Origin of the sequence: Agromyces albus, from assembly GCF_004134825.1 — a bacterium.
Classification (GTDB): domain Bacteria; phylum Actinomycetota; class Actinomycetes; order Actinomycetales; family Microbacteriaceae; genus Agromyces; species Agromyces albus.
In genome coordinates this window covers 78,462-104,620 of the sequence record NZ_SDPN01000006.1, presented here as the reverse complement: position 1 = coordinate 104,620, position 26,159 = coordinate 78,462, and the positions used below count along the sequence as shown (strand labels likewise).

At 70.4% G+C, this 26,159-nt stretch carries 24 protein-coding genes; 14 read left to right on the top strand and 10 right to left on the bottom strand.

Going from position 1 to position 26,159, the window contains the following annotated elements; translation table 11 throughout:
* Positions 1-24: 24 nt before the first annotated feature.
* Entirely contained in the window at positions 25-2,184 is a 2,160-nt protein-coding gene (gene pta, locus ESP51_RS05170) for a phosphate acetyltransferase (RefSeq protein ID WP_129519830.1), read from the top strand.
* Positions 2,181-3,386 (top strand): acetate/propionate family kinase, encoded by a 1,206-nt coding sequence (locus ESP51_RS05165; RefSeq protein WP_129519829.1) that lies wholly within the window; start codon positions 2,181-2,183, stop codon positions 3,384-3,386. Before pta ends, ESP51_RS05165 begins: the two co-directional genes overlap by 4 nt.
* 9 nt (positions 3,387-3,395) lie before the next feature.
* On the opposite strand, the gene ESP51_RS05160 is transcribed toward ESP51_RS05165, so the two are convergent.
* From ESP51_RS05160 to ESP51_RS05140, 5 genes are all read right to left on the bottom strand, one after another.
* Positions 3,396-3,908, bottom strand: coding sequence for a hypothetical protein (locus tag ESP51_RS05160; protein WP_129519828.1), 513 nt, complete (start codon positions 3,906-3,908; stop codon positions 3,396-3,398).
* Complete coding sequence (locus ESP51_RS05155; RefSeq protein ID WP_129519827.1) at positions 3,905-5,122, bottom strand: signal peptidase I; 1,218 nt, start codon at positions 5,120-5,122, stop codon at positions 3,905-3,907. The genes ESP51_RS05160 and ESP51_RS05155 overlap by 4 nt, the downstream gene beginning before the upstream one ends.
* Positions 5,123-5,125: 3 nt before the next feature.
* Positions 5,126-5,767: a SipW-dependent-type signal peptide-containing protein gene (locus tag ESP51_RS05150; protein ID WP_129519826.1), complete on the bottom strand. Its 642-nt coding sequence runs from the start codon at positions 5,765-5,767 to the stop codon at positions 5,126-5,128.
* Positions 5,768-5,776: 9 nt separating this feature from the next.
* Positions 5,777-6,397, bottom strand: coding sequence for a SipW-dependent-type signal peptide-containing protein (locus tag ESP51_RS05145; protein ID WP_241842985.1), 621 nt, complete (start codon positions 6,395-6,397; stop codon positions 5,777-5,779).
* Positions 6,398-6,529: 132 nt separating this feature from the next.
* Positions 6,530-6,901: a TraR/DksA family transcriptional regulator gene (locus tag ESP51_RS05140; protein ID WP_129519824.1), complete on the bottom strand. Its 372-nt coding sequence runs from the start codon at positions 6,899-6,901 to the stop codon at positions 6,530-6,532.
* A gap of 112 nt (positions 6,902-7,013) precedes the next feature.
* Here ESP51_RS05140 and ESP51_RS05135 point away from each other — a divergent pair, with 112 nt between their 5' ends.
* From ESP51_RS05135 to ESP51_RS05090, 10 genes are all read left to right on the top strand, one after another.
* Positions 7,014-8,489 carry a phytoene desaturase family protein gene (locus ESP51_RS05135; protein ID WP_129519823.1) on the top strand — a complete coding sequence of 492 codons (1,476 nt, stop codon included), beginning with the start codon at positions 7,014-7,016 and terminating at the stop codon, positions 8,487-8,489.
* 3 nt (positions 8,490-8,492) lie between these two features.
* Complete coding sequence (locus tag ESP51_RS05130; protein ID WP_129519822.1) at positions 8,493-10,904, top strand: DNA polymerase III subunit gamma and tau; 2,412 nt, start codon at positions 8,493-8,495, stop codon at positions 10,902-10,904.
* Between the two features lie 3 nt (positions 10,905-10,907).
* A complete protein-coding gene (gene recR, locus ESP51_RS05125; protein ID WP_129519821.1) occupies positions 10,908-11,504 on the top strand; it encodes a recombination mediator RecR in 597 nt (198 codons plus the stop codon).
* Between the two features lie 72 nt (positions 11,505-11,576).
* Entirely contained in the window at positions 11,577-11,930 is a 354-nt protein-coding gene (locus tag ESP51_RS05120; RefSeq protein WP_129519820.1) for a nuclear transport factor 2 family protein, read from the top strand.
* Between the two features lie 133 nt (positions 11,931-12,063).
* A complete protein-coding gene (locus tag ESP51_RS05115) occupies positions 12,064-13,338 on the top strand; it encodes an aspartate kinase (RefSeq protein ID WP_129519819.1) in 1,275 nt (424 codons plus the stop codon).
* 203 nt (positions 13,339-13,541) lie between these two features.
* A complete protein-coding gene (locus tag ESP51_RS05110) occupies positions 13,542-14,609 on the top strand; it encodes an aspartate-semialdehyde dehydrogenase (protein ID WP_422386827.1) in 1,068 nt (355 codons plus the stop codon).
* Between the two features lie 196 nt (positions 14,610-14,805).
* A complete protein-coding gene (locus tag ESP51_RS20845; RefSeq protein WP_129519817.1) occupies positions 14,806-15,348 on the top strand; it encodes an LPXTG cell wall anchor domain-containing protein in 543 nt (180 codons plus the stop codon).
* Between the two features lie 125 nt (positions 15,349-15,473).
* Positions 15,474-16,160: an SGNH/GDSL hydrolase family protein gene (locus ESP51_RS05100; RefSeq protein WP_129519816.1), complete on the top strand. Its 687-nt coding sequence runs from the start codon at positions 15,474-15,476 to the stop codon at positions 16,158-16,160.
* A gap of 93 nt (positions 16,161-16,253) precedes the next feature.
* On the top strand, positions 16,254-17,900 hold the full coding sequence (locus ESP51_RS05095; protein ID WP_129519815.1) for a sensor histidine kinase: 1,647 nt from the start codon (positions 16,254-16,256) through the stop codon (positions 17,898-17,900).
* Positions 17,897-19,051 carry a GGDEF domain-containing protein gene (locus ESP51_RS05090; RefSeq protein WP_129519814.1) on the top strand — a complete coding sequence of 385 codons (1,155 nt, stop codon included), beginning with the start codon at positions 17,897-17,899 and terminating at the stop codon, positions 19,049-19,051. The genes ESP51_RS05095 and ESP51_RS05090 overlap by 4 nt, the downstream gene beginning before the upstream one ends.
* Before the next feature lie 386 nt (positions 19,052-19,437).
* Here the strand turns inward: ESP51_RS05090 and ESP51_RS05085 are convergent, their stop codons facing one another.
* The 5 genes from ESP51_RS05085 to ESP51_RS05065 all read right to left on the bottom strand — a co-directional run bounded on the left by ESP51_RS05085 (position 19,438) and on the right by ESP51_RS05065 (position 24,507).
* Positions 19,438-20,187: a response regulator transcription factor gene (locus ESP51_RS05085; protein ID WP_129519813.1), complete on the bottom strand. Its 750-nt coding sequence runs from the start codon at positions 20,185-20,187 to the stop codon at positions 19,438-19,440.
* A gap of 134 nt (positions 20,188-20,321) precedes the next feature.
* On the bottom strand, positions 20,322-20,705 hold the full coding sequence (locus tag ESP51_RS05080; protein WP_129519812.1) for a RidA family protein: 384 nt from the start codon (positions 20,703-20,705) through the stop codon (positions 20,322-20,324).
* A gap of 73 nt (positions 20,706-20,778) precedes the next feature.
* Entirely contained in the window at positions 20,779-21,510 is a 732-nt protein-coding gene (locus ESP51_RS05075; protein ID WP_129519811.1) for an IclR family transcriptional regulator, read from the bottom strand.
* A 1-nt stretch (position 21,511) separates the two neighbouring features.
* Positions 21,512-23,122, bottom strand: coding sequence for an N-acyl-D-amino-acid deacylase family protein (locus ESP51_RS05070; RefSeq protein WP_129519810.1), 1,611 nt, complete (start codon positions 23,120-23,122; stop codon positions 21,512-21,514).
* A gap of 59 nt (positions 23,123-23,181) precedes the next feature.
* Positions 23,182-24,507, bottom strand: a complete 1,326-nt coding sequence (locus tag ESP51_RS05065; protein ID WP_129519809.1) for a type III PLP-dependent enzyme domain-containing protein — start codon at positions 24,505-24,507, stop codon at positions 23,182-23,184.
* A 93-nt stretch (positions 24,508-24,600) separates the two neighbouring features.
* Here ESP51_RS05065 and ESP51_RS05060 point away from each other — a divergent pair, with 93 nt between their 5' ends.
* Positions 24,601-25,500 (top strand): sugar kinase, encoded by a 900-nt coding sequence (locus ESP51_RS05060; RefSeq protein ID WP_241842984.1) that lies wholly within the window; start codon positions 24,601-24,603, stop codon positions 25,498-25,500.
* Between the two features lie 14 nt (positions 25,501-25,514).
* Positions 25,515-26,126, top strand: a complete 612-nt coding sequence (locus ESP51_RS05055; RefSeq protein WP_129519807.1) for a bifunctional 4-hydroxy-2-oxoglutarate aldolase/2-dehydro-3-deoxy-phosphogluconate aldolase — start codon at positions 25,515-25,517, stop codon at positions 26,124-26,126.
* The last annotated feature ends 33 nt before the right edge of the window (positions 26,127-26,159 follow it).

The following is a 26,159-nucleotide window of genomic DNA, read 5'->3' as shown; positions in this document are numbered from 1 at the left end:
ATGCCCGCCCAATAGGCTGGGCGGGTGGCGCACCGCATCTACATCTGCTCGGCTGAGGGCAATACCGGCAAGTCCACGGTCGCGCTCGGCACTCTCGACACCCTGAGCCGGCGCGCGACGCGCGTGGGCGTGTTCCGTCCGATCGCCCGATCCACCGCCGAGCGCGACTACGTGCTCGAGCTGCTGCTGAGCCACGAGGGCGTGGTCGAGCTCGACTACGACGACGCGATCGGCGTGCGGTACGACGACGTGCACGCGAACCCCGATGCCGCGCTCGCCACGATCGTGCGCCGCTTCAAGGCCGTCGAAGACCGTTGCGATGCCGTGGTCGTGCTCGGTTCCGATTTCACGGATGTCGGCAGTCCCACCGAGCTCGCCTACAACGCGCGCATCGCGGCGAACCTCGGCGCCCCCGTGCTGCTCGTGCTCGGCGGCCGTGTCGGCGAGGGCCGCGGCCGCTCGGAGCGACTCGGCTACTCCGACGCGCGAACTCCCGACGAGCTCGCCCAGCTCACCGAGCTCGCCGTCGAGGAGCTCGGGCGCGAGCACGCGAGCCTCCTCGGCATCGTGGCCAATCGCGCCGATCCAGATCGGCTTATCGAGATCGTCGAGGCCGTGCGGGTGGCCGCCGGTTCGGGAGCGGATGCCGCGGGCACCGAGGTGCTGGCCGAGGCATCCGTCGCCGTGTGGGCCATTCCCGAAGACCCGTTCCTCGTCGCCCCCTCGATGCGCACGATCATGTCGGCCGTCGACGGCGAGTTGTACGCGGGCGACCCCGACCTCCTGAACCGCGAGGCGCTCGGCGTGGTCGTCGCGGCCATGTCGATGGAGAACGTGCTCACGCGGCTCATCGAGGGGTCGGTCGTCGTGGTGCCGGGCGATCGCAGCGAAGTGCTCATCGGCGTGCTCACGGCGCACGCCTCGGCGACGTTCCCGTCGATCTCGGGCATCGTGCTGAACGGCGGCTTCCCGCTCGCCGAACAGGTGGAGCGACTCGTCGAGGGACTGCAGGCGGGCCTGCCCATCATCCGCACCGAGTTCGGGAGCTACGACACGGCGCTCGCGATCACCCACGCGCGCGGCCGGCTCGCGGCGGAGTCGCAGCGCAAGCGCGACACGGCGCTCTCGCTCTTCGAGAAGCACGTCGACGGCCAAGGCCTGCTCGACCTGCTTGACGTGGCGCGCGCCGAGGTCGTCACGCCGCTCATGTTCGAGTACGGCCTGCTCGAGCGGGCACGCGGCGTGCGCAAGCACATCGTGCTCCCCGAAGGCGACGACGACCGCATCCTGCGTGCGGCCGCCATGCTGCTCGCGCGTGATGTGGCCGAGCTCACGATCCTCGGCGGGGAGATCGAGGTGCGTTCCCGCGCGATCGGCCTCGGCCTCGACATCTCGCGCGCGACCGTGCTCTCCAACCACGACCACGTGCTCGTCTACCGCTTCGCCGACGAATACAAGCGGCTCCGCGCGCACAAGGGCGTCAGCCTCGAGCAGGCGCGGGAGACCGTCACCGACGTCTCGTACTTCGGCACGATGATGGTGCAGCTGGGCCTCGCCGACGGCATGGTGTCGGGCGCAGCGCACACGACGGCGCACACCATTCGGCCGGCATTCGAGATCATCAAGACGAAGCCGGGGGTCGAGGTCGTCTCGAGCGTGTTCCTGATGGCGCTCGCCGACCGCGTGCTCGTCTACGGCGATTGCGCGGTCGTGCCCGATCCCACCGCCGAGCAGCTCGCCGACATCGCCGTCTCGTCGGCCGAGACGGCGGCGCAGTTCGGCATCGAACCGCGCATAGCGATGCTCTCGTACTCCACCGGCGAGTCGGGCTCGGGCGCCGAGGTCGACAAGGTGCGCCGCGCGACGCAGCTCGTGCGCGAGCGTGCGCCGCAGCTCGCGGTCGAGGGACCGATCCAGTACGACGCCGCTGCCGACGCCGCGGTCGCGCGCACGAAGCTGCCCGATTCCGAGGTCGCCGGGCGGGCGACCGTGTTCATCTTCCCCGACCTCAACACCGGCAACAACACCTACAAGGCGGTGCAGCGCTCGTCGGGCGCGGTGGCGATCGGGCCCGTGCTGCAGGGCCTGCGAAAGCCGATCAACGACCTCTCGCGCGGCGCACTCGTGCAGGACATCGTGAACACCGTGGCCATTACGGCGATCCAGGCGGCGGATGCCTCGTGAGCGTCGTCCTCGTCGTCAACTCGGGTTCCTCGTCGCTGAAGTACCAGCTGATCGACGTCGAGGCAGGGCGGGCGCTCGCAAACGGCCTCATCGAGCGGATCGGGCAGGCCGAAGGGCACGTGCAGCATCGCCGCGAGGATGCCGAGCACGGCCGCGACACGTGGGACACCGACGAGGAGATCCCAGACCACGACGCGGCCTTCAAGCACATGCTCGACGCGTTCGAGGCGCACGGGCCGTCGCTCGAGTCGCATCCGCCCGTCGCGGTGGGGCACCGCGTCGTGCAGGGCGGCTCGCGCTTCGTCGAGCCGACGGTCGTGACCGACCGGGTGAAGCGCGAGATCGAACAGCTCGAGGAGCTCGCGCCGTTGCACAACCCCGCGAACCTCGCGGGCATCGTCGCCGCGCAGCAGGCCTTTCCCGACGTGCCGCACATCGCCGTCTTCGACACCGCCTTTCACCAGACGCTGCCGCCTGCGGCCTACACGTACGCGATCGACCGTGAGCTCGCTGCGAAGCACCAGGTGCGGCGCTATGGCTTCCACGGCACCTCGCACCGGTTCGTGTCCCGTGCGGCTGCGGAGTTCCTCGGGCAACCGGTCGAGGAGCTGCGGATGATCGTGCTGCACCTCGGCAACGGGGCATCCGCGTGCGCCGTCTCTGGTGGGCGCTCGGTCGAGACGAGCATGGGGATGACGCCGCTCGAGGGGCTCGTGATGGGCACCCGGTCTGGCGACATCGACCCAGCGGTGCTCCTGCACCTGCAGCGCGTGGCCGGGCTCGACACGGATGCCACCGACAAGCTCCTGAACTCGCAGAGCGGCGTGCTCGGCCTCAGCGGCCATCGCGACATGCGCGACCTCGTCGGCGCGTTCGAGTCGGGCGACGAAGCGGCGACCCTCGCGCTCGAGGTGTACACCCACCGCATCCGCGCCTATGTCGGCGCCTATGCCGCTCAGCTGGGCCGCGTCGATGCGATCGCGTTCACCGCGGGCGTCGGCGAGAACTCGCCGATCGTGCGCGAATGGTCGCTCGCGGGGCTCGAGGGCTTCGGCGTCGAGCTCGACACCGACCGCAACCGCGCGCGCGGGAGCGACGTGCGCCGTATCTCGACCGATGCCTCGCGCACCGCGGTGCTCGTGGTGCCCACGAACGAGGAGCTCGAGATCGCGCGCCAGACGCTCGCGGCCGTGGAGCACTGACGCCGCGGGTCAGGGTACAACCGTGCACTGCGGGTTCGCCCCGGCGAGTCCCATCGAGGCGTCCGCCTGCGACCACAGCGATGTCCAGCCGCTCGAGTGGAGGAACCGCACGCCGACGCTCTTCGTGCCGCCCAGGAGGCCCGTCAGCACGCCGGATCCGAACCGTGTCGTGTAGACGCCGCCGACGGGCCCCGTCGTGGTGATCGACGACAGGAGCGAACCGGTGACCTGCTCCAGCCCGCTGACGCCGCTGATCGCGTACTGGGCGTTCGCGCTGGTGAAGCCAGAACCTGGGGGTACCATCCAGGTGATGGTGATCGCCGGATTCGTTCCGAGGAATCCAGGGCTCAGCGTGCAGGTCGCACCGAGCGCGGGTCGCGCGACGGTCAGCGCCGTGTACGAGCCGGTCGCGTGAGTGGTCTCGTTCCAGCCCGCGTCGGTCGCGCTCGATTGCGCCGAGAGGGTCAGTGCGGCCCCGAGTGCGAGTACCGCTCCGACCATGGGGAGCCGGAGGCGCGTCATCCGTTTCTCCCGCCGGTCCGGTCGCGCGGACGCCGGATCAGCGCGGCGGTCCCCGCGGCGATGAGCAGCAGCGCCGCCAGGGCGAGTGCGGCGGGCGGGAACGGGAGACCCGTGCGGGCGATCCCGCCGCCACCAGATCCGATACCGGATGACTCGCCGAATCCGCTGGCCCGGACGACGAGGTCTCGCCAGCCCCCATGAATCGACTCGTCGCCGCCGTCTGCCAACCCGACCGTCAGCCGGAGCCAGCGCTGCTCGCTCGTCGAGATCTCGTCGAGGCGGTGGCTGGTCGCGACATCCGTCGCTGTCAGGTCGAGGACATCGCGCCGGCCCGACGCACAGCTGGTGCCGATCCAGCGCACGTCGCACGCCGCGACCGAGATGGCGAGGGCCGGCTCGTCGGCGGTGAGTTCGAGGTCGATGTCGACGGCGCCCGGCTCCTCGGTGATGGCCTCGACGCCGACGATCCAGACGGACTCGGCGCCTGGCTCGAGGCTCCGGGCCTGCTCGGTGTCGAGGATCGAGGTGAGCCGGATCCTCTCGCCCTGCACGATGTGCTCGTTCGTCGTGGTGGCAGCGGTCGCCGGCTCGGGGGCCATCGTCACGCCGATGAGCGCTGCCACCACGATCACCGCAGCCCCGCTGGCATGGCGCGCTCCCGACGATGAGTGCTCGCGGCCGGCGCGTCGTCGTCGTCGTCGTGTCGTGGTCTCACCCGGCGCTTCGCGACGCGGCCAGAACGCCCACGTCACGAGGCCGGCCATGAGCACCGTCACGGTCGCCAGCACAACGGGATTGCCTGCGGCGTCGATCGCGGGTGCGATGCCCGGAACGGAGAAGATGACCTCGCGCACGTGGGACACCGAGTAGGGGAGCGGATCGTCGGTCGGATTCGCATCGCCTCGAAGCGTGAGCTCGCGAACAGCCCCGGCGCCCTCGACTGCGACCACGCGGTGGGTGATGGGCAGCGCGTTCGGGCGGTCGACCGTCACGATGTCGCCCACCTCGACCTCGCTCGCCGGCACCTCGCGCACGAGCGCCGCCGATCCGGCCGGAATCGTGGGGGTCATGGAGCCAGTGCTGAAGAGGATGACCGAGGCGCCGAACCACACCGCGGCGAGCACGAGCACGATGCACGCCGCACCGCCTGCGGCGAGCACGGTGAGCACGACCTCGCCCGATACGTGCAGCACCTTGCGTGCGATCGAGGTCATGGTCTATCCAGAGGTTCCGGTGAAGGTCCAGGTCGCTTTGGCGGTTTCGCCTTGGTAACTGTTCGCGGCGCCCGCGATCACCCGCACATCGAAGCAGAAGCCGATCGACGCCCCAGCGGCGCCGATGGGATTCGATACGGGGGTTGGCGGTGCGCTCGAGAGCGCAACCCACGTCGTCGTGCCGCCGACGATGAAGGTCGAGGGCGCGGCGAACGCCGCGGCGTTGCACGCGATCGTGGGATTCGGCGACGAGGTGCGCACCGCACGGTACTCGAGCGCCGGCGCCAGGGCATTGTCGGTCGAGTCGACATCGAGCCCGGTGAGCACGACGTCGCCGCCCACGGTCGACGCCGGCGTCGTGCGCACGTTCAGCCACGCGTAGTGCGAGACGCTCGGCGACATCGCGGTCGCGTTGAAGGTCAGGCTCGCACCAGGCGCTACCGCGTTGTCCGCATACGTCGGGCTCCCTGCACTCTGCGACTGCAGGTCGAAGACGCTCGAGCCGAAGCTGCCCGTTGCGGTCTCAGTGTCGGTCCACGCGGCGAGCGTCGCCGTCGCGCCTGCGCCGAGTACCAGCCCGCCGGCGAGCACCGCCCGCCATCGGGCGGCCCCGCGCCGGCGTCGCCGCTCGGCGTGCCGGGGCATCCGCTAGTCCTAGGGGAGCGGATCCGTCGAGGTTCCGACGAATTCCCAAGTGACCGATCCCGTGAGGCTTTGGGCGATGTCAGGACCCGCGGTCACGATGAAGCACAGGTTCAGCGGCGTCTCCGCGGCCGTGAATGACGGGAGCGCAGTCGGTCCGCTCGCCGTCGTGGCAGCGTCGTTGACGAGGGTGGTTCCCGCCGTCGTCTCATCGCAGCCGGCGACGAACGTGCCCGTGTCGACGAGGTCGTACGTGAGGTCGGCGGCGATCGCGTCGGCGCTGGCCGCAGCGATCGTGAGGTCGGCCGCATACGTCGAGGTTGCGGAGAGCTGCACGGCGAACGGCACGGCGACGACGTCGCCGGGCGACAGCGTGTCGGGCTCAACGACGAACGTCAGGGTCTTGCCAGGTGCCGTCGGGCTGCTCGAGAACACAGTGCCGTCGGTGCTGCCCTGCAGATCGAAGGCGCCGGATCCGAAGCTGCCGGTCGCGAACTCGGAGTCGTTCCAGGCGGCGAGCGTGATCGCCGCGCCGACGCCGAGCACGAGTCCGCCGGCGATCACCGCCATCGCCTTGCGACGCCGTCCGAAGGCCCGGACCGGTTGTGCTGTCTGCTCGACGTGAGTTTCCACTGTGTCCCCCATTTGATGGAATCCGGTCATGCCCCCATGTCCGGTGAGCCTGAGCATATGCGGGTTCGGCACAGATAGCGAGGGGCGAATGTCCCCCACTACGGGGACCGAGTGGAGCGTTCTCGGCCGGGCTCAGCCGACGAGCCGGGCGCAGTCGATGCAGAGTTCTGCCGTGGGCCGGGCCTCGAGTCGGGCGACCGCGATGCGCTTGCCGCAACGCGAGCAGATGCCGTAGGTCCCATCCGCAATGCGGGCGAGTGCTCGATCCACGTTGCTGAGCTCGGCTCGTGCATCGGCGAGCACGGCGCTGCGCTGCGACCACTCCTGTGTCATCGTCGGGCCCTCGGGGTCGTGCTCGTCGTCGGCCGAAGCGCCCGAGCGCGCGGCACGGACCTCACTCATCACGTCGCCGAACTCGGCGAATCGTTCCTCGGCGTCGGCTCGCTCCTTCAGGAGTTTCACTTGGAAGCGTTCGAGCTGAGTCGGGGTCATCGTCGTGGACATGGCGCTCCTTCCGGTTCCCGAATGGTACGCCTGCCAGTCGATTTGGAGCGTTTGGCATCGCCGACAGCGAATTATTGCGTGCGCAGCCGCTCGCTCGACTAGGTTCAGTCGCGTGGCAGGGGTCGCGATCGTCGGAAGCGGACCGAACGGCTTGGCCGCCGCGGTCACCCTCGCTCGCGCCGGCGTGCGCGTGCGGGTGTTCGAGGCCGAACCGACGATCGGCGGGGGAGCACGCACGCTGCCACTCACCGAGCCCGGCTTCCTGCACGACTGGGGCTCTGCGGTGCATCCGATGGCGCTCGCGTCGCCGTTCTTCCGCGACTTCGGGCTGGCAGATCGCGTGGGCTTCGCGATTCCGGATGCCTCCTATGCGCAAGCGATGCCCGGTCGATCCGCGATCGCGTGGCGCTCGCTCGAGAGAACGGCCGACGACCTCGGCCGTGACGGGCGAGCGTGGCGGCGACTGTTCGCTCCGCTCGTGCGGCGGCGTGATCGGCTCGTGGAGTCTGTGCTCCGGTCGATGCTGCCGCCGCGGCATCCGCTGATCACCGCTCGCTTCGGCGCTCGCGTGCTGCTGCACGCCACGCGAGCCGGAGCCCGCACGTTCAAAGAGGCGAGTGCACCGGCGCTCATCGCCGGCGCGGCAGCGCACGCGAGCGGACCGATGCCCTCGTTCGGCTCTGCGGCGACGGGACTGATGCTCGCGACGCTCGCGCACGGCGACGGCTGGCCGATCCCGCTCGGCGGATCGCAGTCGATCGTCGACGCGCTCGTGGCCGAGCTCGAGTCGCTCGGGGGAGTCGTCGAGACGGATGCCCGGGTGACGTCGATCGCGGAGCTCGGCGACGTCGATGCCGTGGTGCTCGACGTCGCGCTCGCGCGATTGCCCGGCCTCGTCGGCGATCGCCTGCCGGATTCGGCCTCGCGCTTGCTCCGGCGGTACGTCGGCGGCGGCGGTCGCCCGGGCAACGGGCTCAGCAAGGTGGACTTCGCGCTCTCCGCGCCCGTGCCGTGGAGTGACCAACGGCTCGCCGAGGCCGGCACGGTGCACCTCGGCGGCACGGCACAGGAGGTGTGGGCCGCGGAACGCGAGGTGACCGCAGGGCGGCCCGCGAGGCATCCGTATGTCCTGCTCTCGCAGCCGAGCCTCTTCGACCCGTCGCGGGCGCCGGCCGGGCGGCACACCGTCTGGGCGTACATTCACGTGCCTCACGGGTCGACCCTCGATGCGACCGAACACGTCACGGCACGCATCGAGGAGTTCGCACCGGGTTTCCGCGACACCGTGCTGGCGTCGCGGGCGACGACCGCGGCCGAGCTCGAAGCGCACGATGCGAACCTCATCGGCGGCGACATCGGGTCGGGCTTCCTGACGCTGCGGAGCATGCTCGCGCGGCCGGTGCTCGCACGTCGGCCCTGGCGAACGCCGGTGCCGGGGGTGTACCTGTGCTCGGCTTCGACGGTTCCCGGGCCGGGTGTGCACGGCATGGCCGGCCATCTGGCGGCGAAGACCGTGCTGCGCGACGTGTTCGGCCATCCCCGGTTCACCGGATCCGGCGATCGTGTCGGCGGCGCGAACTACGATTGAGGCGTGGTCACCGCCCTGTATCGCCGCTACCGGCCTGAGACGTTCGCCGAGATGATCGGCCAGTCCCAGGTGACCGAGCCACTCATGACCGCGCTTCGAACCGACCGGGTGAACCACGCCTACCTCTTCAGCGGCCCACGCGGCTGCGGCAAGACCACGTCGGCTCGAATTCTCGCGCGATGCCTCAACTGCGCAGAGGGCCCCACCGACACCCCGTGCGGCGTGTGCCCGAGCTGCGTCGAGCTCTCCCGCGGCGGCAGCGGATCGCTCGACGTCGTCGAGATCGACGCGGCGAGCCACAATGGCGTCGACGACGCGCGCGATCTACGTGAGCGTGCGGTGTTCGCACCGGCTCGCGACCGCTACAAGATCTTCATCCTCGACGAGGCGCACATGGTGACGCCGCAGGGCTTCAACGCGCTGCTGAAGCTCGTCGAGGAGCCGCCAGAGCACATCAAGTTCATCTTCGCCACGACCGAGCCAGACAAGGTGCTCGGCACCATCCGCTCGCGCACCCACCACTATCCGTTCCGGCTCGTGCCGCCCGGCCCGATGCTCGAGTACGTGCAGCAGCTCTGCACCGAAGAGGGCGTCGAGGTCGCGCCCGGCGTCCTGCCGCTCGTCGTGCGCGCCGGCGGCGGGTCGCCGCGAGACACCCTGTCGCTCCTCGATCAGCTCATCGCCGGCTCCGAGGGCCCCACCATCGACTACGAGCGCGCCGTCGCGCTGCTCGGCTACACGCACGCGGCCCTCCTCGACGAGGTCGTCGATGCGATCGGCGCGAGCGATGCCGCCGGCGCCTTCGCCGCCGCCGATCGTGTCGTGCAGACGGGGCAAGACCCACGCCGTTTCGTCGAAGACCTGCTCGAGCGCCTGCGCGACCTCATCGTGGTGGCGGCGTCGTCACCCGAGGCCGCCGCTGCGGTGCTCCGCGGCATCCCGGCCGATGAGCTCGCGCGCATGGCCGCGCAGGCGAAGGCGTTCGGCTCGGCCGAGCTCTCGCGCGTCGCCGACCTCGTGAACCAGACCCTCACCGAGATGACCGGCGCCACGTCGCCGCGCCTGCACCTCGAGCTCATGCTCGCCCGCGTGCTCGTGCCCTCGAGCGACGACACCGAGCGCGGCGCCCTCGCGCGGGTCGAGCGCCTCGAGCGTCGGGTCGGCGTGACTGATTCGGCGACGGATGCCGCGAGCCCGGCGCCCCCCGTGCGTGCGGCATCGGCGGCGCCGTCTGCGCCCGTTGCGCCTGTTGCTCCGCCCGTTCCCGCGCGTGCCGCTGCGGAGGCTCCGCGCCCCGCAGGCGCCGATGCTGCGACCGACTCGCGTGCGCCGGCCACGGCAGTCCCGGCTTCGAAGCCCTCACGAACTCCGGTGCAAGCGCCGACCGAATCGACGGAACCGCAGGCCGCAGCGGCACCTTCCGCGGCATCCGCCTCAGTGAAACCGGTGGGCCCGGTCACCCTGCAGCAGGTGCGCGACGCCTGGCCCGAGGTGCTCGCATCATTGCAGCGCACCAAGCGCAGCGCGTGGATGGTCGCGTTCACGGCGCAAGTACGCGAGTTCCGCGACGACGACGTGCTCGTGCTCGCGTTCCCGAGTGAACATGATGTCGCCGGATTCCGCGGCGGTGCTCCCGGCCAGAGCGTGAGCGAACTCCTGCGCGGCGCGATCATCGAGGTGCTCGGCGTTCGCGTGAAGTTCATCGCCAAGGTCGAGGGGTCGGGTTCCGCGGCACCGCGCAGCGGCGCAGCGCCGCAGTCCGACGCACCGTCGACGGCTCCGGGTGTGGGCGGCGGCACCGGCGAAGCCTCGAGCCCGACAGCCCAGCGCACGCCGAACGCGGCGACCAAGGTCGCCACTGCGGCAACGACCGAGTCCAGTGCGACCAAGTCGAGCGCGACCAAGTCGAGCGCGACCAAGTCGAGCGCAGCGGGCACGTCGAAGGCGGCAACCAAGCCAACGGCTTCCGCTGCACCCGCCGCCACGGTCGACTCCTGGGCGACGGTCGCCATCCCCAACGACGCGAGCGAGCTCGACGAGACACCAGCTGATCCGGTCTCCGGCTCGCGCTCAGAGCCAGCAGACTCGGCATCCGACACGGTCGCGGCCGGTCCCGCGACCGCGTCCAGCGCTGCTGCTGCATCTGTCACCTCCGTCGCCGTGGCCGACGTCTCCTCCGCAGACGTGCCCGACGACGCCGATGCGCCTCCCGAAGACTTCGAGCCGCCGTTCGATCCGGGTCCCGTGCCCGACATCGTGACCGAGGCATCCGTGCCCGACGCTGCGCCCGCCGGTGCGACCACCGGCGGCGGCATCCAGCGCTACGGCGAGTCGGTCGTGCGCGAGGTGCTCGGCGCCACTTTCCTCGAAGAGGTCGAGGCGCCGTCGCGGCCCGGCTTCGGGGAGCGTGGGTAGCACGTGTACGAAGGCATCGTCCAAGAGCTGATCGACGAACTCGGCCGCCTCCCCGGCATCGGCCCGAAGTCGGCGCAGCGCATCGCGTTCCACATCGTGCAGACCGAGCACTTCGACGTCACCCGGCTCGCCGAGATCCTCGCCGAGGTGCGCGAGAAGGTGCGCTTCTGCGAGATCTGCGGCAACGTCTCCGAGCAGGCCACGTGCTCCATCTGTCGTGACCCCCGCCGCGACCCCGCGCTCATCTGCGTCGTCGAAGAGGCGAAAGACGTCGTCGCGATCGAGCGCACTCGAGAGTTCCGCGGCCTCTACCACGTGCTCGGCGGCGCCATCAGCCCGATCGACGGCATCGGCCCCGACGAGCTCCGCATCCGCCAGCTCATGCAGCGCCTCGCCGACGGAACCGTCACCGAGGTCATCATCGCCACCGATCCGAACCTCGAGGGCGAGGCGACCGCGACCTACCTCAGCCGCCTGCTCACCACCCTTGAGATCCGGGTCACCCGCCTCGCCTCGGGACTTCCCGTCGGCGGCGACCTCGAGTACGCCGACGAGGTCACCCTCGGTCGGGCCTTCGAGGGCCGCAGGGTCGTCGGCTAGTCGCGCGAACGGATGCCGCCGGCAGGTCAGACTCGCTTGACGGCGCCGTCCCGGCGCGCGTACAACGGACCCATGGCGAGCGCAGGAGCGGAGTGGGTCGCGAACTACGTCGCGGCGTGGGAATCGAACGATCCCGAGCAGATCGGGGCGTTGTTCACCGATGACGCCGCATACCTCCCGAACCCCGACGACGAGCCACGGCGAGGCCGCGACGCGATCGTCGCCGGCTGGCTGGAGGACCGCGACGAGCCGGGCACCTGGTCGTTCGACTGGAAGATCCTGCACGAAGACGAGGGCTTCGTGGTCGTGCAGGGGCGCACGGAGTACCCGGCCGAGAAGGACTACCTGAACCTCTGGATCGTCCGGCTCGACCCAGACGGTCGCGCGACCGAGTTCACCGAGTGGTACATGCCGCGGCCGCACTGATCGGTTCGAGGCATCCGGCCGCCCAGACCGCGAGCCCAGCTACCCCGCCGTCACATTGCCGGGCGCGTATACGCGCCGCCGTATGATTGGGTCTCCGGGCGCGACGGCGCCGGCAATCACCCTGGGAGACCACGTGAGCTTGATCGTGCAGAAATACGGCGGATCGTCTGTCGCCGACGCAGAGAGCATCAAGCGGGTCGCCAAGCGCATCGTCGAGACCCGCAAGGCGGGCAACGACGTCGTCGTGGCTGTCTCCGCGATGGGCGACACGACCGACGAACTGCTCGATCTCGCGAATGAGGTCACGCCCATTCCGGCGCCCCGCGAACTCGACATGCTGCTCTCGGCAGGCGAGCGCATCTCCATGGCGCTGCTCGCGATGGCGATCAAGAGCATGGGCCACGAGGCGCGTTCGTTCACGGGCAGCCAGGCCGGCATGATCACGGATGCCACGCATGGCGCCGCTCGCATCGTCGACGTCACCCCGGTTCGGCTGCGCGAGGCGCTCGACGACGGCGCCATCGTCATCGTCGCCGGCTTCCAGGGTTTCAACCGCGACACCCGCGACATCACGACCCTCGGCCGCGGCGGCAGCGACACCACGGCCGTGGCGCTCGCAGCGGCCCTGGAGGCCGACATCTGCGAGATCTACACTGATGTAGACGGCGTGTTCACGTCCGACCCGCGCGTGGTGACGAAGGCCCGCAAGCTCGACCGCATCACGAGTGAAGAGATGCTCGAGCTCGCGGCATCCGGAGCCAAGGTCTTGCACATCAGGGCTGTCGAGTTCGCTCGCCGGCACGGCGTGACCCTGCACGTGCGTTCGTCGTTCAACAACAGTGAGGGCACGATCGTCTACGATCCCTCGCGTCTTCCCGAAGGAGAAACTGTGGAAGAGTCCGTCATCGCCGGTGTCGCGGTCGATCTCACCGAGGCCAAGATCACGATCGTCGGCGTGCCCGACGTGCCCGGCGTCGCCGCGAAGATCTTCAAGATCGTCGCCAACACGAACGCGAACGTCGACATGATCGTGCAGAACGTCTCCGCCGCCTCCACCGGGCGCACCGACATCTCGTTCACGCTGCCGAAGACCGACGGCCAGCGGGCGCTCACCGCACTCTCGAGTGCGCAAGAGGCCGTGGGCTTCACCTCGTTGCAGTACGACGACCAGATCGGCAAGGTCTCCCTCGTCGGCGCCGCCATGCGTTCGGCAGCGGGCGTCTCGGCGCGACTCTTCGAGGCGCTCTACGAAGCGGGCATCAACATCGAGATGATCTCCACGAGCGAGATCCGCATCTCGGTCGTCACGCGCGCCGACAGCGTGCACGCCGCCGCGCGCGCCGTGCACACGGCGTTCGAGCTCGACGGCGAAGACGACGCGGTCGTGCACGCCGGTACCGGCCGCTGATCGCGGCATCCGAGGGCGAGCGGATGCCGCATCCGCTCGATTCGCTGTGAAGCCCGACACCGAATCCCTGCCGCTTTGCATGACTTTCCTGCCTTCGTAGGACACTTGCAGGCTCAGGCGTCCTCCCCAACGGCAAATGTCCTGCAAACTGGAATGAGCGTTCCCGTCGGCCGACCGGCCGAGCGGGTGATGGAGGAGTGATCGTGGTCAGCAGCAACGGAGTGAACATCGGCGTCGTCGGCGCCACCGGGCAGGTCGGTGCGGTCGTGCGACGCCTGCTCGAGGAGCGCGACTTCCCCGTCGCGTCGATCCGCTACTTCGCCTCGGCGCGGTCGGCCGGCACGACCCTGCCGTGGAAGGGCGAGGAGATCGTCATCGAAGACGCATCGACCGCCGACCCGACGGGGCTCGACATCGCGATCTTCTCCGCGGGCGCCACGCTCTCCAAGGCGCAGGCCCCGCGCTACGCCGCGGCCGGCGTGACCGTCATCGACAACTCGTCGGGCTGGCGCATGGACCCCGAAGTGCCGCTCGTCGTGAGCGAGGTGAACCCACACGCGATCGATGAGGCCGTGAAGGGCATCATCGCGAACCCGAACTGCACGACCATGGCCGCCATGCCCGTGCTGAAGGTGCTGCACGAGGAGGCCGGCCTCGAGCGCCTCGTCGTGAGCACCTACCAGGCCGTGTCGGGCGCCGGACTCTCGGGTGGCGAGGAGCTGCTCGAGCAGGCGCGCGCCGCCGTCGCGCAAGACACGATCGGGCTCGTGCACGACGGCCGAGCGGTCGAGTTCCCCGAGGCGCAGAAGTTCCCGCGCACGATCGCGTTCGACGTGATCCCGCTCGCGGGCTCGATCGTCGACGACGGCGACTACGAGACCGATGAGGAGAAGAAGCTCCGCAACGAGAGCCGCAAGATCCTCGAGCTCCCGGGCCTGCGGGTCGCCGGCACGTGCGTGCGCGTGCCCGTCTTCACGGGCCACTCGCTCTCGATCAACGCCGAGTTCGCGAACCCCATCACCCCCGAGCGAGCGACCGAGGTGCTCGCGAACGCCCCGGGCGTCGCGCTCTCCGACGTGCCAACGCCGCTCCAGGCCGCCGGCACCGACCCGAGCTACGTCGGCCGGATCCGCCAAGACCAGTCGGCGCCCGACGGCAAGGGCCTCGTGCTCTTCGTCTCGAACGACAACCTTCGCAAGGGAGCGGCGCTGAACGCCGTGCAGATCGCGGAGCTCGTGGCGGCGAAGCTGCAGCTGCCCGCGACCGTCTGACCGGGGCAGGATCACCCCCGATTTGGGGGAACCCAAGGTGAGGAAACATCAGTAGGTTTGGGCGAGCGCCCGTTCGTTGAAGAGCGGTAGGGAGACCTACCGCTCTTCGCATGCCCGAAGCAAGAACGGACGGATCCTCGACGTCTTCCCGTCGTCGGGATGCCCCCAACTCACTTACCCGAAGGTTTACCCGACCATGAAGCATTCCCGCACGCTTGGTGCTGCCCTGATACTCGCCGGCGGCGCCGTCGTATTCTCCGCCGCCCCCGCCTACGCCGCCATCATTCCGACCGACCCGCCGGAGGGGGCGTCGGACCAGATCTGCGAAGACCTCGACTCGGGGAAGAGCACTGAAGGAGGCCTCGGCACGACGGAGGAGATTTTCGCTCCCGAAGGCATGGTCATCACGCTCGTCTGCGTGAAGTCCGGCGATGACGTCAGCGGCGGCGGCCCCGAGTACTACCTCGTCGATCCGCCGACCAACTCCGTGATCATCGCGCACTCGACGGGCAAGGACATCAGCCACTACTCCTTCGCGTTCGAGGCAGCTCCGACGCCGGAGCCGACCCCGACTCCGACTCCGACTCCGGAGCCGACCCCGCCCCCGACCGTGCCGCCCGCCGGAGACAAGCTCGCGGAGACCGGCTTCGAGTCGGGATGGCTGCCCTTCGTCGGCATCGGCGCGCTCGCGCTCGGCGCCGCGCTCTTCGTTCCGCGCCTCGTCGCCAAGCGTCGCTGAGTAGTCTGACGACACCGAACGGCCCGCCGCGGATCATCCGCAGCGGGCCGTTCTCGCGTCTCGAACGTGCTGGTCGCACGCCGCCGGGGATGAGCCCTCCCGTGTCGCCTATCCTGAAATCCACGATGTTGCATGCGCTGGGGAGTCGGGCGGCATTCGCCTCGGCGCTGGTCGCGGCGGCGGTGATGCTGCTCGCGGCGTGCGTGGCGGCAGATGATGTGCCTGCTGCGGCGCCCACACGGGGAGCGACGATCGCCGCCTTCTACGGCGACTCGTACACGCGCGGCACGGGCGCGAGCTCACCCGAGCGCCGCTGGTCGACGATCGTGTGCGCCGAACGCGGCTGGTACGAGTTCAATCCGAGCGTCGACGGCCTCGGCTACGTGAACAATCGCGGACTCGCCCCCGGCGGCGACCTCGTCGACCAGATCGTCGACCACGAGCCGTCGCCCGACGTCGTCATCGTGACGATGGGGTTGAACGACGCGTTCTCGATGCCGTCGGCCGGCGATGAGATCCGCGAGGCGATCGCCGACGACCTCGAGCGGTTCCGCACCGAGCTGCCCGACGCGCGGCTCGTCGTCGTCGAGCCGTTCTGGTACCAGGACGACCGACCCGACGAGTTCGAGCAGATCGTCGAATGGGTCGAGGATGCCGCGAGCCGAGTGGATGCCGACTACATCGCGGGCGCGTCGCACTGGCTCGAGGGCCACCCGGAGTGGATGTCGTCCGACGTGATCCACCCGAATGACGACGGCTACGCCGAACTCGCCCGCAGGATGGACGCCGAGCTCGAGCGTCTCGGCCTCTGACCGCAGTCGCAGCCCCAGTCGCAGCCGCTGTCCGCTGTCGGCTGTCCCGGCAATCTACCTGCCCGCGCCGCGTGTCCCCGTTAGGCTCATCGCATGGGGGGAACGGGTGAACCTCGCCGCGGCAGCGCGGCCGCGACGCTCGATCGATCCGTGATCCTGTCGCAGCTGCTGTTCGGCGCGGTGGTCGTCGTCTTCGTCTTCACGCTCCTGGTGTTCCTGCCCGAGTCCGCGTCGCGGCCGCTCATGCTCTACGGAGTCGGTGTGGCGTTCGTCGTGACCGGGGTGACCGTGGTCATCCCGTGGCATCGCCTGCCTCACGATCTCGTCATGCTCGTGCCCATCATCGACATCGTCGCCGTCGGGCTCATGCGGCTCGGGGATCCGGCCACGGGCGTCGGGCTGCTGTGGGTGTTCCCGACACTCTGGCTCGCGAGCTACTTCGGCCTGCGGGGCGCCGTGATCGCGGTGTCGTCGTCGGCGGGACTCGTCTGGCTCACCGAGATCATCACGGGACGCGCGCTCACCGCGGGAAGCATCCCCGGAGTCGTGCTGCTGCCGATGGCGCTGCTCTTCGTGGCGACGAGCGCGGTGCTCACGAGCCGGCGCACCAGCGCGCAGCGCGTCCTCCTGCGCACGCAGGCCGGACAGGTCGAGCGCGCGCTGCGCCGCGCGAACCGCCAGGAATCGCTCATCGCCGAAGTGCTGAACGCGGTCGACTTCGGAGTGGTGCGACTCGACCGCGAAGGGCACGGGGCCGTGATGAACACCGCATACGCACGCCTCTACCGGCTCGACATGGCCGTGCCGGACGCGGCCCGGTTCGGTGTGGCCTTCGCGGAAGACAGGGTCACCCCGCTCACGCCAGACGAGCTCCCGTTCAACCGCGCGGCGCGAGGCGATGAGTTCGACAACGTGATCACATGGATCCCGCGCGGAGGCGCAGAGCTTGCTGCGGTCGCCGTGACCTCGCGGCGGCTCTACGACGGCGACAACGAGCCCGACGGCAGCGTGCTCGTCGCGCGTGACGTGACCGCCGAGCTGCTCGCCGTCCGCGCACGAGACGACCTCGTGGCATCCGTCTCCCACGAACTGCGCACGCCGATGACCTCGGTGCTCGGCTTCGTCGACCTCTCGCTCGACGACCCAGACCTGCCCTCTGGCGTACGGCGCAACCTCGAGATCATGGAACGAAACGGGGAGCGGATGCTCCAGCTCATCGCGAGCATCCTGCAGAGCGCACGTCAAGCGGATGCGCCGTCCCAGCTCGAGCTCGGTGACACCGACCTCGGCTCGATCGTGCTCGAGTCCGTCGAGTCGCTCCGGCCTCGTTCAGACGAGCGGGCGCTCACCGTGACCGTCACGACGGCGGAGCACGCCATCGTGCGCGCCGATCCCTTCCGCATCCGGCAGGTCGTCGACAACGTGCTCTCGAACGCCATCAAGTACAACCACACCGGCGGCGAGGTGACCCTCGGTGTGACGGCCGATGGGGACACGGCGTGGATCGTGGTACGCGACGGCGGCACCGGCATCCCCGAGGCGGAGCTGCCACGGGTCTTCGACCGGTTCTTCCGGTCGGAGTCGGTGCGGCAGGGCAGCGTGCATGGCAGCGGGCTGGGTCTCGGCATCGCCCGTGACTTCGTGGAGCTGCACGGTGGGCGGCTGAGCATCGACAGCGAAGAAGGACACGGGACCACCGTGATCATCACATTGCCCGTGGCCGGACCCGGAGCGGCATGAACATCGACCTGTACACGATCCAGCTCGCGACGACCACCGTCACCATCGTGGCCGGCGTGATGTTCATCCTCGACACCTTCCTCCGGAAGACGGATGCCGCGGGCCGCGTGTGGGCGCTCTCGTTCATGGCCGGCATCCTGGCTTCCTTCGCCTACGCTGCGTGGGTCGTCGTGCCGGGCGCGTGGTGGGCGGTCGCGATCGGCAACGCGGCCGCCGTGCTGAGCCCGGCGCTGCTCTGGAGCGGTGCACGCGCCTACAACGGGCGACCGCATCTGGTGTGGATCGGCGTGGTCGGCTCCACGGCAGCCGCCACGGCGGTGCTCGGTGCGGGCCCTCGTGGCGGCGACTGGGCGGGCGCCGCAGTGATGTTCGCGCTCATCGCGACGTTCGGCATGCTCGGGGCGATCGAGTCGTTGCGGGCGCCGATGCGCGAGAACTGGACGGCGCGCGGGCTCACCGTCATCTTCCTCGTGGTGGCGCTCTTCTACGCGGCGCGCACCGCGGTCTTCCTGCTGCGAGGACCCGACGACCCCTTCTTCGCGACGTTCCTCGGTACCGAGGCGTCGGCGTTCGTGATCATCTCACTCATCATCGTGACCCTGCCGAGCCTCGTGATCCTCCAGGGCGAGCGCGTGCCACGGATGTCGGGCCGAGGGGACATCGCCCTCTCGTACAACGCCGACGCCGTCCTCAATGACGAGTTGTTCCGGGAGATCGTCGACGACTGGCTCGAGCGCGCGAACTTCCACGATGAGCAGCTCGTGTTCATGCGTGTCGAGCTCGACGAGCTCGACGCGCTCAACACCGCGTTCGGGCGCTCGGTGGGCACGCAGCTCCAGACAGAGTTCGCGGCCGCGGTCCGGCGCTTCAGCTCGCCGCACTCGCACATCGGCATCGCCGGGCGAGGGGCGCTCGTCGTCGTGGGGCCGTACGTGCAAGTCGAGCAGGCGGCGCTGAATGCCGCGGCGATCCAGGTGGGTCTCCGCGAGAACCGCATCGAGGCTGCGCAGGGGATCCGGTTGTCGGCGAGCATCGGGCTTGCCGGCACCGACCGGTGCGGCTACGACTTCGATCGGCTGATGGATGCCGCATCGGGCGCCGCTTCGAGTGCACGCGAGAGCGGGGGAGACGCCATCGTCCTCGCCGAGTGAGGTGCGGTGTACTCGAACGGCGAATTCTTGAGGAGATCTTGAGGTGACGTTGCCGCATCCTCGCGCCGATCCCGAGGTCGCCCGGGGAGACTCGTGGCGTGGTGCGGGGACGCTGCACCAGAAGTCAGGAGAACACCGAGATGTTCGATCTCGCCACCCCCAAGGTCCACCCCCGGACCATCCCCCGGGGTATGGCACCGATCGCAGCTCGGTTCTCGCGGCCGCTTCTCGATCCCGAACTCGAAGCGTACGCAACCGACTTCGTCGCCGGTGGATACTCTGCAGTCCGCCCGCTCGACCGGTTGCATCGTCCCCGCCGCATCACCTGACCGGTGCTGCAGGGCGGCGTGAGCGGATGCCGCCCCCCGCTCCTGTCATCGGCCGGCTCACGCGTCGTCGGCCGTCAGCCGGTAGCCGACGCCGCGCACCGTCTCGATCCATCGCGGATGCGAGGCGCTCTCACCGATCTTCCGGCGCAGGTTCGCGAGATGCACCTCGACGGCGCGCCTGTCGGCGTCACTGACGTAGGACGACGTGACGTAGCCCTCCCCGCGGAGGGCGACGGCGAGGTCGGACTTGCTTCGCACGCGTCGCCTCGACGACATGAGGTCGTGCAGGAGCTCGAACTCGCTGCGCGTGAGTTCGAGCTCGTCGCCGTCGATGGTGACGAGATGCATCTCGGAGTGGAGCCGGAGGCCTCGGTGCTCGAGCCATCCCGCGTCGGACTCGACCGGCCTGGTGGCCGGAACCGCCTGCGGTTCCTCGAGGCGAGGGCGTCGGAGCATCGCCTCGATCCGCGCCCGAAGTTCACGAGGCCGGAACGGCTTCGCGACGTAGTCATCGGCCCCGGCTTCGAGCCCCATGAGCGTGTCGATCTCGTCGCTGCGAGCGGTCAGCATGATGAGGTACGTCTCACTGAACGCGCGGATGCGCTTCGCAGTCTCGAACCCGTCGATCCCGGGCATGCTGATGTCGAGGGTTGTCAGTGTCGGGTGGTGCCGCCGAACCTCCTCGATGCCGTCGAGCCCGTTTCCGGCGCTGTGCGTCTCGAAACCCGCTTGTTCGAGCACCTGCTCGAGCAGTCTCCGGATGTCGGCGTCGTCTTCGATGACGACCGCGACGCGATCACCTCGCATCGCCGGCGCCTCGCCGTGTGCATCGTTGCTCGCCACCTCGCCCCTCCCCGTGCGGCCGGTGTCTTCCCCAAGCGCCAGTCTATGTGGAGGACTGCTGGGGGACAGGTCGGCGCAGGCTTCCGACGCCGGCTTCGTCACTCCTGCGGGATCGCCGCCACGACGTCGATTTCGACGAGGATGTTCGCGAGGCGGGAGCCCACGGTCGTGCGCACCGGGTACGGCTCAGTGAAGAACTCGGCGTAGGCCGTGTTGTACTCGGCGAAGTCGGCGAGGTCCTCGAGGTGCGCCGTGACCTTCACGACATCGTCGAAGGAGAGCCCGTACTCGGCGAGCACGGCGCCGATGTTGCGCAACACCTGGCGGGTCTGCTCGGCCACGCCGCCCTCGACGACGAGCCCGGTCGCGGGGTCCTGCGGGCCGAAGCCCGCGGTGAACAGGAAGCCGTGCGCGACCACGCCGTGGCTGTACGGCCCGGCGGGCTTCGGCGCGTTCGAGAGAGTGACGGCGGTCTTGGACATGGTTCCTCCGGTGGGATTCGAGCGGATGCGGCATCCGCTGGTCTGGCGGGACGCCCCGAGGCGTCCGCTGTGGTCAGCCGAGCTCTCGCGAGATGAGCTCGGCGGTCTCGCGCAGGGCGGGCAGGTGCTCCTGCAGCTCGTCGAGGTCGGCGACCATGCGGATCGCGGTGACCGAGAGCGCGCCGACGACCCCCATCGGGCTGCGGATCGGCACGGCGATGCAGTTCACGAACGCCTCGAACTCGCGATCGTCGGTGGCCCAGCCGCGGGCGCTCACAAGGGCGAGCTCCCGGTCGAGGAGCTCGCGCGTGGTGATCGTGTGCTCGGTGTAGCGCTGCCAGGTGACGCCGTCGAGCACGGCGTCACGGGCGGGCCGGTCGAGGCCGGCGAGGACCGCCTTGCCGACCCCCGAGCAGTAGGGGATCACCTCGCGGCCGATGCGCGAGTACATGCGCACCCCCGACTCGTCTTCGGCCTTGTCGACGTAGACGATCGAGCGGTCCATGAGGGCGGCGAGGTGCACGGTGTTGCCCGTGCGGCGCTGCAGTCGGCGCACGTGCTCGGCGCCGGCCTCGCGGAGGTCGAGCGAGTCGAGCGCCTGCTTCGAGAGGGCCGCGAGCCGGGTGCCGAGCGTGTAGCGGCCCGAGCCGCGCCGGCGCACCCAGCCGACCCCCTCGAGCGCCTGCAGTTCGCGGAACATCGTCGAGCGATGCAATCCGAACGACTCGGCGAGCTCGGCGACGGTGCGCGGGTCGGCCGCGATGGCATCGATGATGCGCGCCGCGCGGGTGACACTCTGCGACATGTCAGGCCTCCTCGGGTGGTGCGGTTCGAGGGCGTCGAGCAGATGAGCGCCGGATGCCGCGCCCGGGCGTCGCGCCCGTGAGCGCGCCGCCCGCGAGCACCGGAACTCCCGCGACGAACGCGTCGTCGATGCCCCGTGCCAGCCCGAGCGGCGCCTCGTAGCTCGCCGTGTCGGCGACCCGATCGGGATCGACGAGCACGACGTCGGCGATCCACCCCGGCCGGATGCGCCCGCGCCGGCCGAGCCCGAACCGGTCGACGGCACGTGTGGAGCAGAGCGCCGCCGCCTCGCGCCAGGACAGCGCGCCGCGCTCGCGCACGAGGTCGCCGAGGTACCGCGCGAACGTGCCGCGCGCCCGCGGGTGCGGGTGGGCGCCGACGAAGATGCCGTCGGAGCCGCCGAGGGCACCGGTGTGGGCGAGGATCGAGGCCAACTCGGCCGGCGAGCGCTCGTTGCGCACCGCCATCACGACGTTCACCTCGAGGCGAGAGGTGGCGAGCACATCGAGGGCGAAGCTCGCCGGGTCGGTGTCGGCGCGGCGCGCCGCTTCCTCGAGGGTGAGGCCGTGCGCCCAGGCGAACTCGGGTGCCGCGATGTGGGCGAGCGTGAGCATCGACGGCCACTCTGCGCCGAGACTCGGGTAGTCGGCGATCGAGGGGAACCAGTACCGGAACAGCACCTCGCGCTCCGCGGGATCCGCGAGCGCCTCGATCACGTCGGCGACCGGCTGCACCGAGAGCGCAGCGGGCAGGATCGGCATTGCGAGGATGCTGCATCCGCGCGTGTACGGGTACGCGTCGAACGTCGCATCGACGCCGGCTGCGGCGAGCCCGTCGAGCAGGCCGTGCACGATGCCGGGCTCGGCGTGGAAGTGGGAGACGTGCACGGCGACGCCCGATTGCAGGGCGATCGCCTCCAGCTCGGCGATTCCGGCGGCCGAGTTCGCCTCGTACCCGCCGCGAAGGTGGGACACGTACACGCCGCCCGCGGCGGCGACGGGCTCGGCGAGACGGGCGAGCTCGTCGGTCTCGGCGAAGATGCCGGGCACGTAGTCGAGTCCGGTCGAGAGGCCGAGGGCGCCCGCGGCGAGGCCGTCGGCCACGAGCGAGGTCATGGCTTCGAGCTCTGCGGATGCCGCGGCATCCGTCGACCGGCCCATCACCTCACGCCGCACGGTGCCGGCCGGAACGAGGATGCCGGCGTTCAGCGCCGTGGTGCCGTCGTAGCCGGCGAGCAGTGCAGCGACGCCACCGCCCCGATAGGTCGGGTGCCGGCCGTTGATCGCCGCGAAGTACTCGCTCGCGTAGGTGCCGTCGCCGGGAGCGAACGAGACGCCGTCCTGCCCGCCGATCACCGTCGTGACGCCCTGCCGCAAGAGCGCGAGCTGCACGTCGGGATCGAACAGGAGCGCGTCGGCGTGCGAGTGCGCGTCGACGAATCCGGGCATGAGCAGTCGCCCGGTGCCGTCGAGCACGGTGTCGCCGGCCGACGTGGCGACGCTGCCCGCCGGGTCGATTCGCACGATGAGCTCGCCGTCGAGCAGCACGTCGGCCGGCGCGGCGCCCGCGCCGTCGCCATCGACGACGGTCACGTTGCGGATCAGGTGCGGCACGGGCTCCTCTTTCGGTCGGTCGGCTGGGCGGTGGGCGGCTGTGCGGTGGCTCTGGCGCGTCAGAAGAACGTGCGCACGAGGTCGACCACGCGGTCGGAACCGCGGTGCTCGACCACCGGGATCCAGCGCCACTTGTCGAACGCCGTGCACGGATGCGAGAGGCCGAGTGACACGACATCGCCGATGCTGACCGGCAACGCGGCATCCGAGCGCAGGAAGGCGTGCTGGTCGTTCACAGCGGTGACGGATGCCCCGACGAGCGGCTCCTCGTCGGCGCCGAGCCGCGCGGCCCGCCCGAACGGCACCGGCAGTCCTTCGTCGTAGGGGAAGTCGCGCTTGCCGCCGTCGAGCAGGGCGAGCCCCGGCTCGGGATGCGAGACGACGCGTGCATAGCCCCGCATCGCCGAGATCAGGGTGGCGCCGCCCGAGCGAGCAGCAGCGCCAGCGCGAGCGTCTGCACCAGCGCCCGCGTCGAGCGGGGAGATGCCGTGATAGAAGCCGTCGTCGTGCAGGAGCGAGGCGCCTGAGCGGAGGATCCAGCTCGCCGGGAGGCCCGCCGCGGCATCCGCTGCCATCGCCGGTGCGAAGACGTCGGCGACGACGTCGAGGTAGGCGCTGCCGCCCGCGGTCACGATGAGCTCTCGGTCGCCGACGAGCGGTCGTACGGCGGCGCGCAGTTCGAGGAGGTCGCCGAGGTAGTCACGCACGGCGGCGAGTGCCGCGGGGGAGCGGTCGTGGCCGAGGCTGCCCTCGTAGCCCGCGACGCCCGCGAGGCGAAGCGACCGCGAGGCGGCAATGCGCTGAGCGACGCCGACGGCTTCGTCGAGCGAGCGAGCGCCGGTGCGGCCCCCGGCGGCGCCGAGCTCGACGAGCACGTCGATCGGGCGGGGGAGCGGGGCATCCGGAAGGGCCTGCTTCATCGCCTCGACGGTCGCGACCGAATCGGCCCAGCAGGAGAAGGCGAAGCCCTCATCGGCGAGCTCACTCGCGATGAACGCGAGCCCGGCGGGGGCGACGAGGGTGTTCGCGAGCATGATCCGGGCGACGCCGAACGAGCGCGCGGTGCGCACCTGCCAGGGGGTCGCGAGGGTGAGGCCCGCCGCCCCGGCGTCGAGCTGCCGCTGCCAGAGGGCGGGTGCCATCGTGGTCTTGCCGTGCGGCATGAGGTCGAAGCCGTGGGAGGTCGCCCACTCCTGGATGACGGCCGCGTTGTGCGCGAGGGCCTGTTCGTCGAGCACGAGGAGCGGGGTCCAGAACTCGCTGAGGCGGGGGCCGCTCGCGAGGAACTCGCGCACCGTGAGTCCGGCAGCTCGAGCGGGGAGGCCCTTGTCGCTCGGCTCGAGGCGCTCCTCGGCGAGCTCGGCGATCACGCGCGGTTGCGGCATCCGTCATCCTCTCGTTCAGCGATGCGACGGGAAGGTGTTGCGTATGCTGCAACCGGTTTGCGCCGAATCTGCACAAGCGCCAGCATAGGGCCCGTGACCCTCGCAGCGCAGCCCGACGTCGTCGCCATCGGCGAGACGATGGTGCTCATCGCGCCGGCCGATGCTGAATCGCTCGAGCACGCTGCCGACTTCCGCCTCGATCCCGGCGGCGCCGAGGCGAACGTGGCCTCGCACCTCGCCGCGCTCGGTCGCCGCGCAGCTTGGGCCGGCATCGTCGGCGACGACGCGCTCGGCCGCCGCCTCGTGCGACAGCTCGCCGAGCGCGGCGTCGACACTCGCTGGGTCGGCGTCGACCCCGAGGCGCCCACGGGCGTGTACTTCAAGGATCCCGGCCATGGCGTGCAGTACTTCCGAGCCGGGTCGGCGGCGTCGCGCATGTCCCCGGCGCTCCTCGACGAGCTGCCCCTCGGCACCGCCCGCCTCGTGCACCTGAGCGGCATCACGCCGGCGCTCTCGGCATCGTGCGACGCTCTCGTCGACGCGGCCTTCGCGCGTGTGGCGGCCGGCCCCGCGATCGCGAGCTTCGACGTCAACCACCGGCCGGCGCTCTGGCCGTCGACGGATGCCGCGGCGCGTCGCCTTCGCGAGCTCGCGGCGCGAGCCGACGTCGTGTTCGTCGGCCTCGACGAGGCAGCCGGCCTCTGGGGCAGCGCGACGGCCGACGACGTGCGGGCGCTGCTGCCCGAGCCGGCACTCCTCGTCGTGAAGGACGGCGCAGTCGGCGCGACCGAGTTCGGAGCGGCAGGTGCCGTGCACGTGCCCGCGATCGAGACGGAACTCGTCGAGGCGGTGGGGGCAGGCGACGCGTTCGCCGCGGGCTACCTCGCCGCCCTGCTCGACGGCATTCCATCTGCTGGTCGACTGCGCGCCGGACACGAGCGCGCCGTGGTCGTGCTCGCAGATACCGCCGACTTCCCCCGCAACCGACCGTGATCGAGAGGCCGCAGATGACCGAGATCGTGAACGCCGAATTCGATGAGATCCTCGCAGGGCGGCCGCTCATGGCGATCCTCCGAGGCCTGGGCGCCTCGCGCAGCCTCGAGATCGCCCGTCGTGCCTGGGAGCTCGGCATCGAGGTCGTCGAGCTGCCGATCCAGTCGCCGGCGGATCTCGAGGCGCTCGCCGCCGTCGCCGAGGCCGGACGAGCCGAGGGCCGCCTCGTCGGCGCGGGCACGGTCGTGTCGGCGCGCCACGTCGAGCTCGCGGCATCCGCCGGCGCTGCCTTCACGGTGAGCCCCGGCTTCGATGCGGACGTCGTGCGCGCCTCGGTGGCCGCCGGACTCCCGCCGCTTCCCGGCGTCGCGACGGCGAGTGAGGTGCAGGCCGCGATGGCGCTCGGGCTCACGTGGCTGAAGGCGTTCCCCGCGTCGCTGCTCGGCACCGCCTGGTTCGGCGCGATGGCGGGCCCGTTCCCGGATGCCCGTTTCGTCGCGACCGGTGGGATGGATGCCGCGAATGCGGGCGCGTTCCTCGCTGCCGGGGTTCGCACGGTCGCCGTGGGCTCGGCGCTCGAAGACCCGGCGCAGTTGCCTGCGCTCGCGGCGATGCTCGCGCGCTGACGGCGCCGCAGGTTCCCCGGCCGCGCGAGGGCG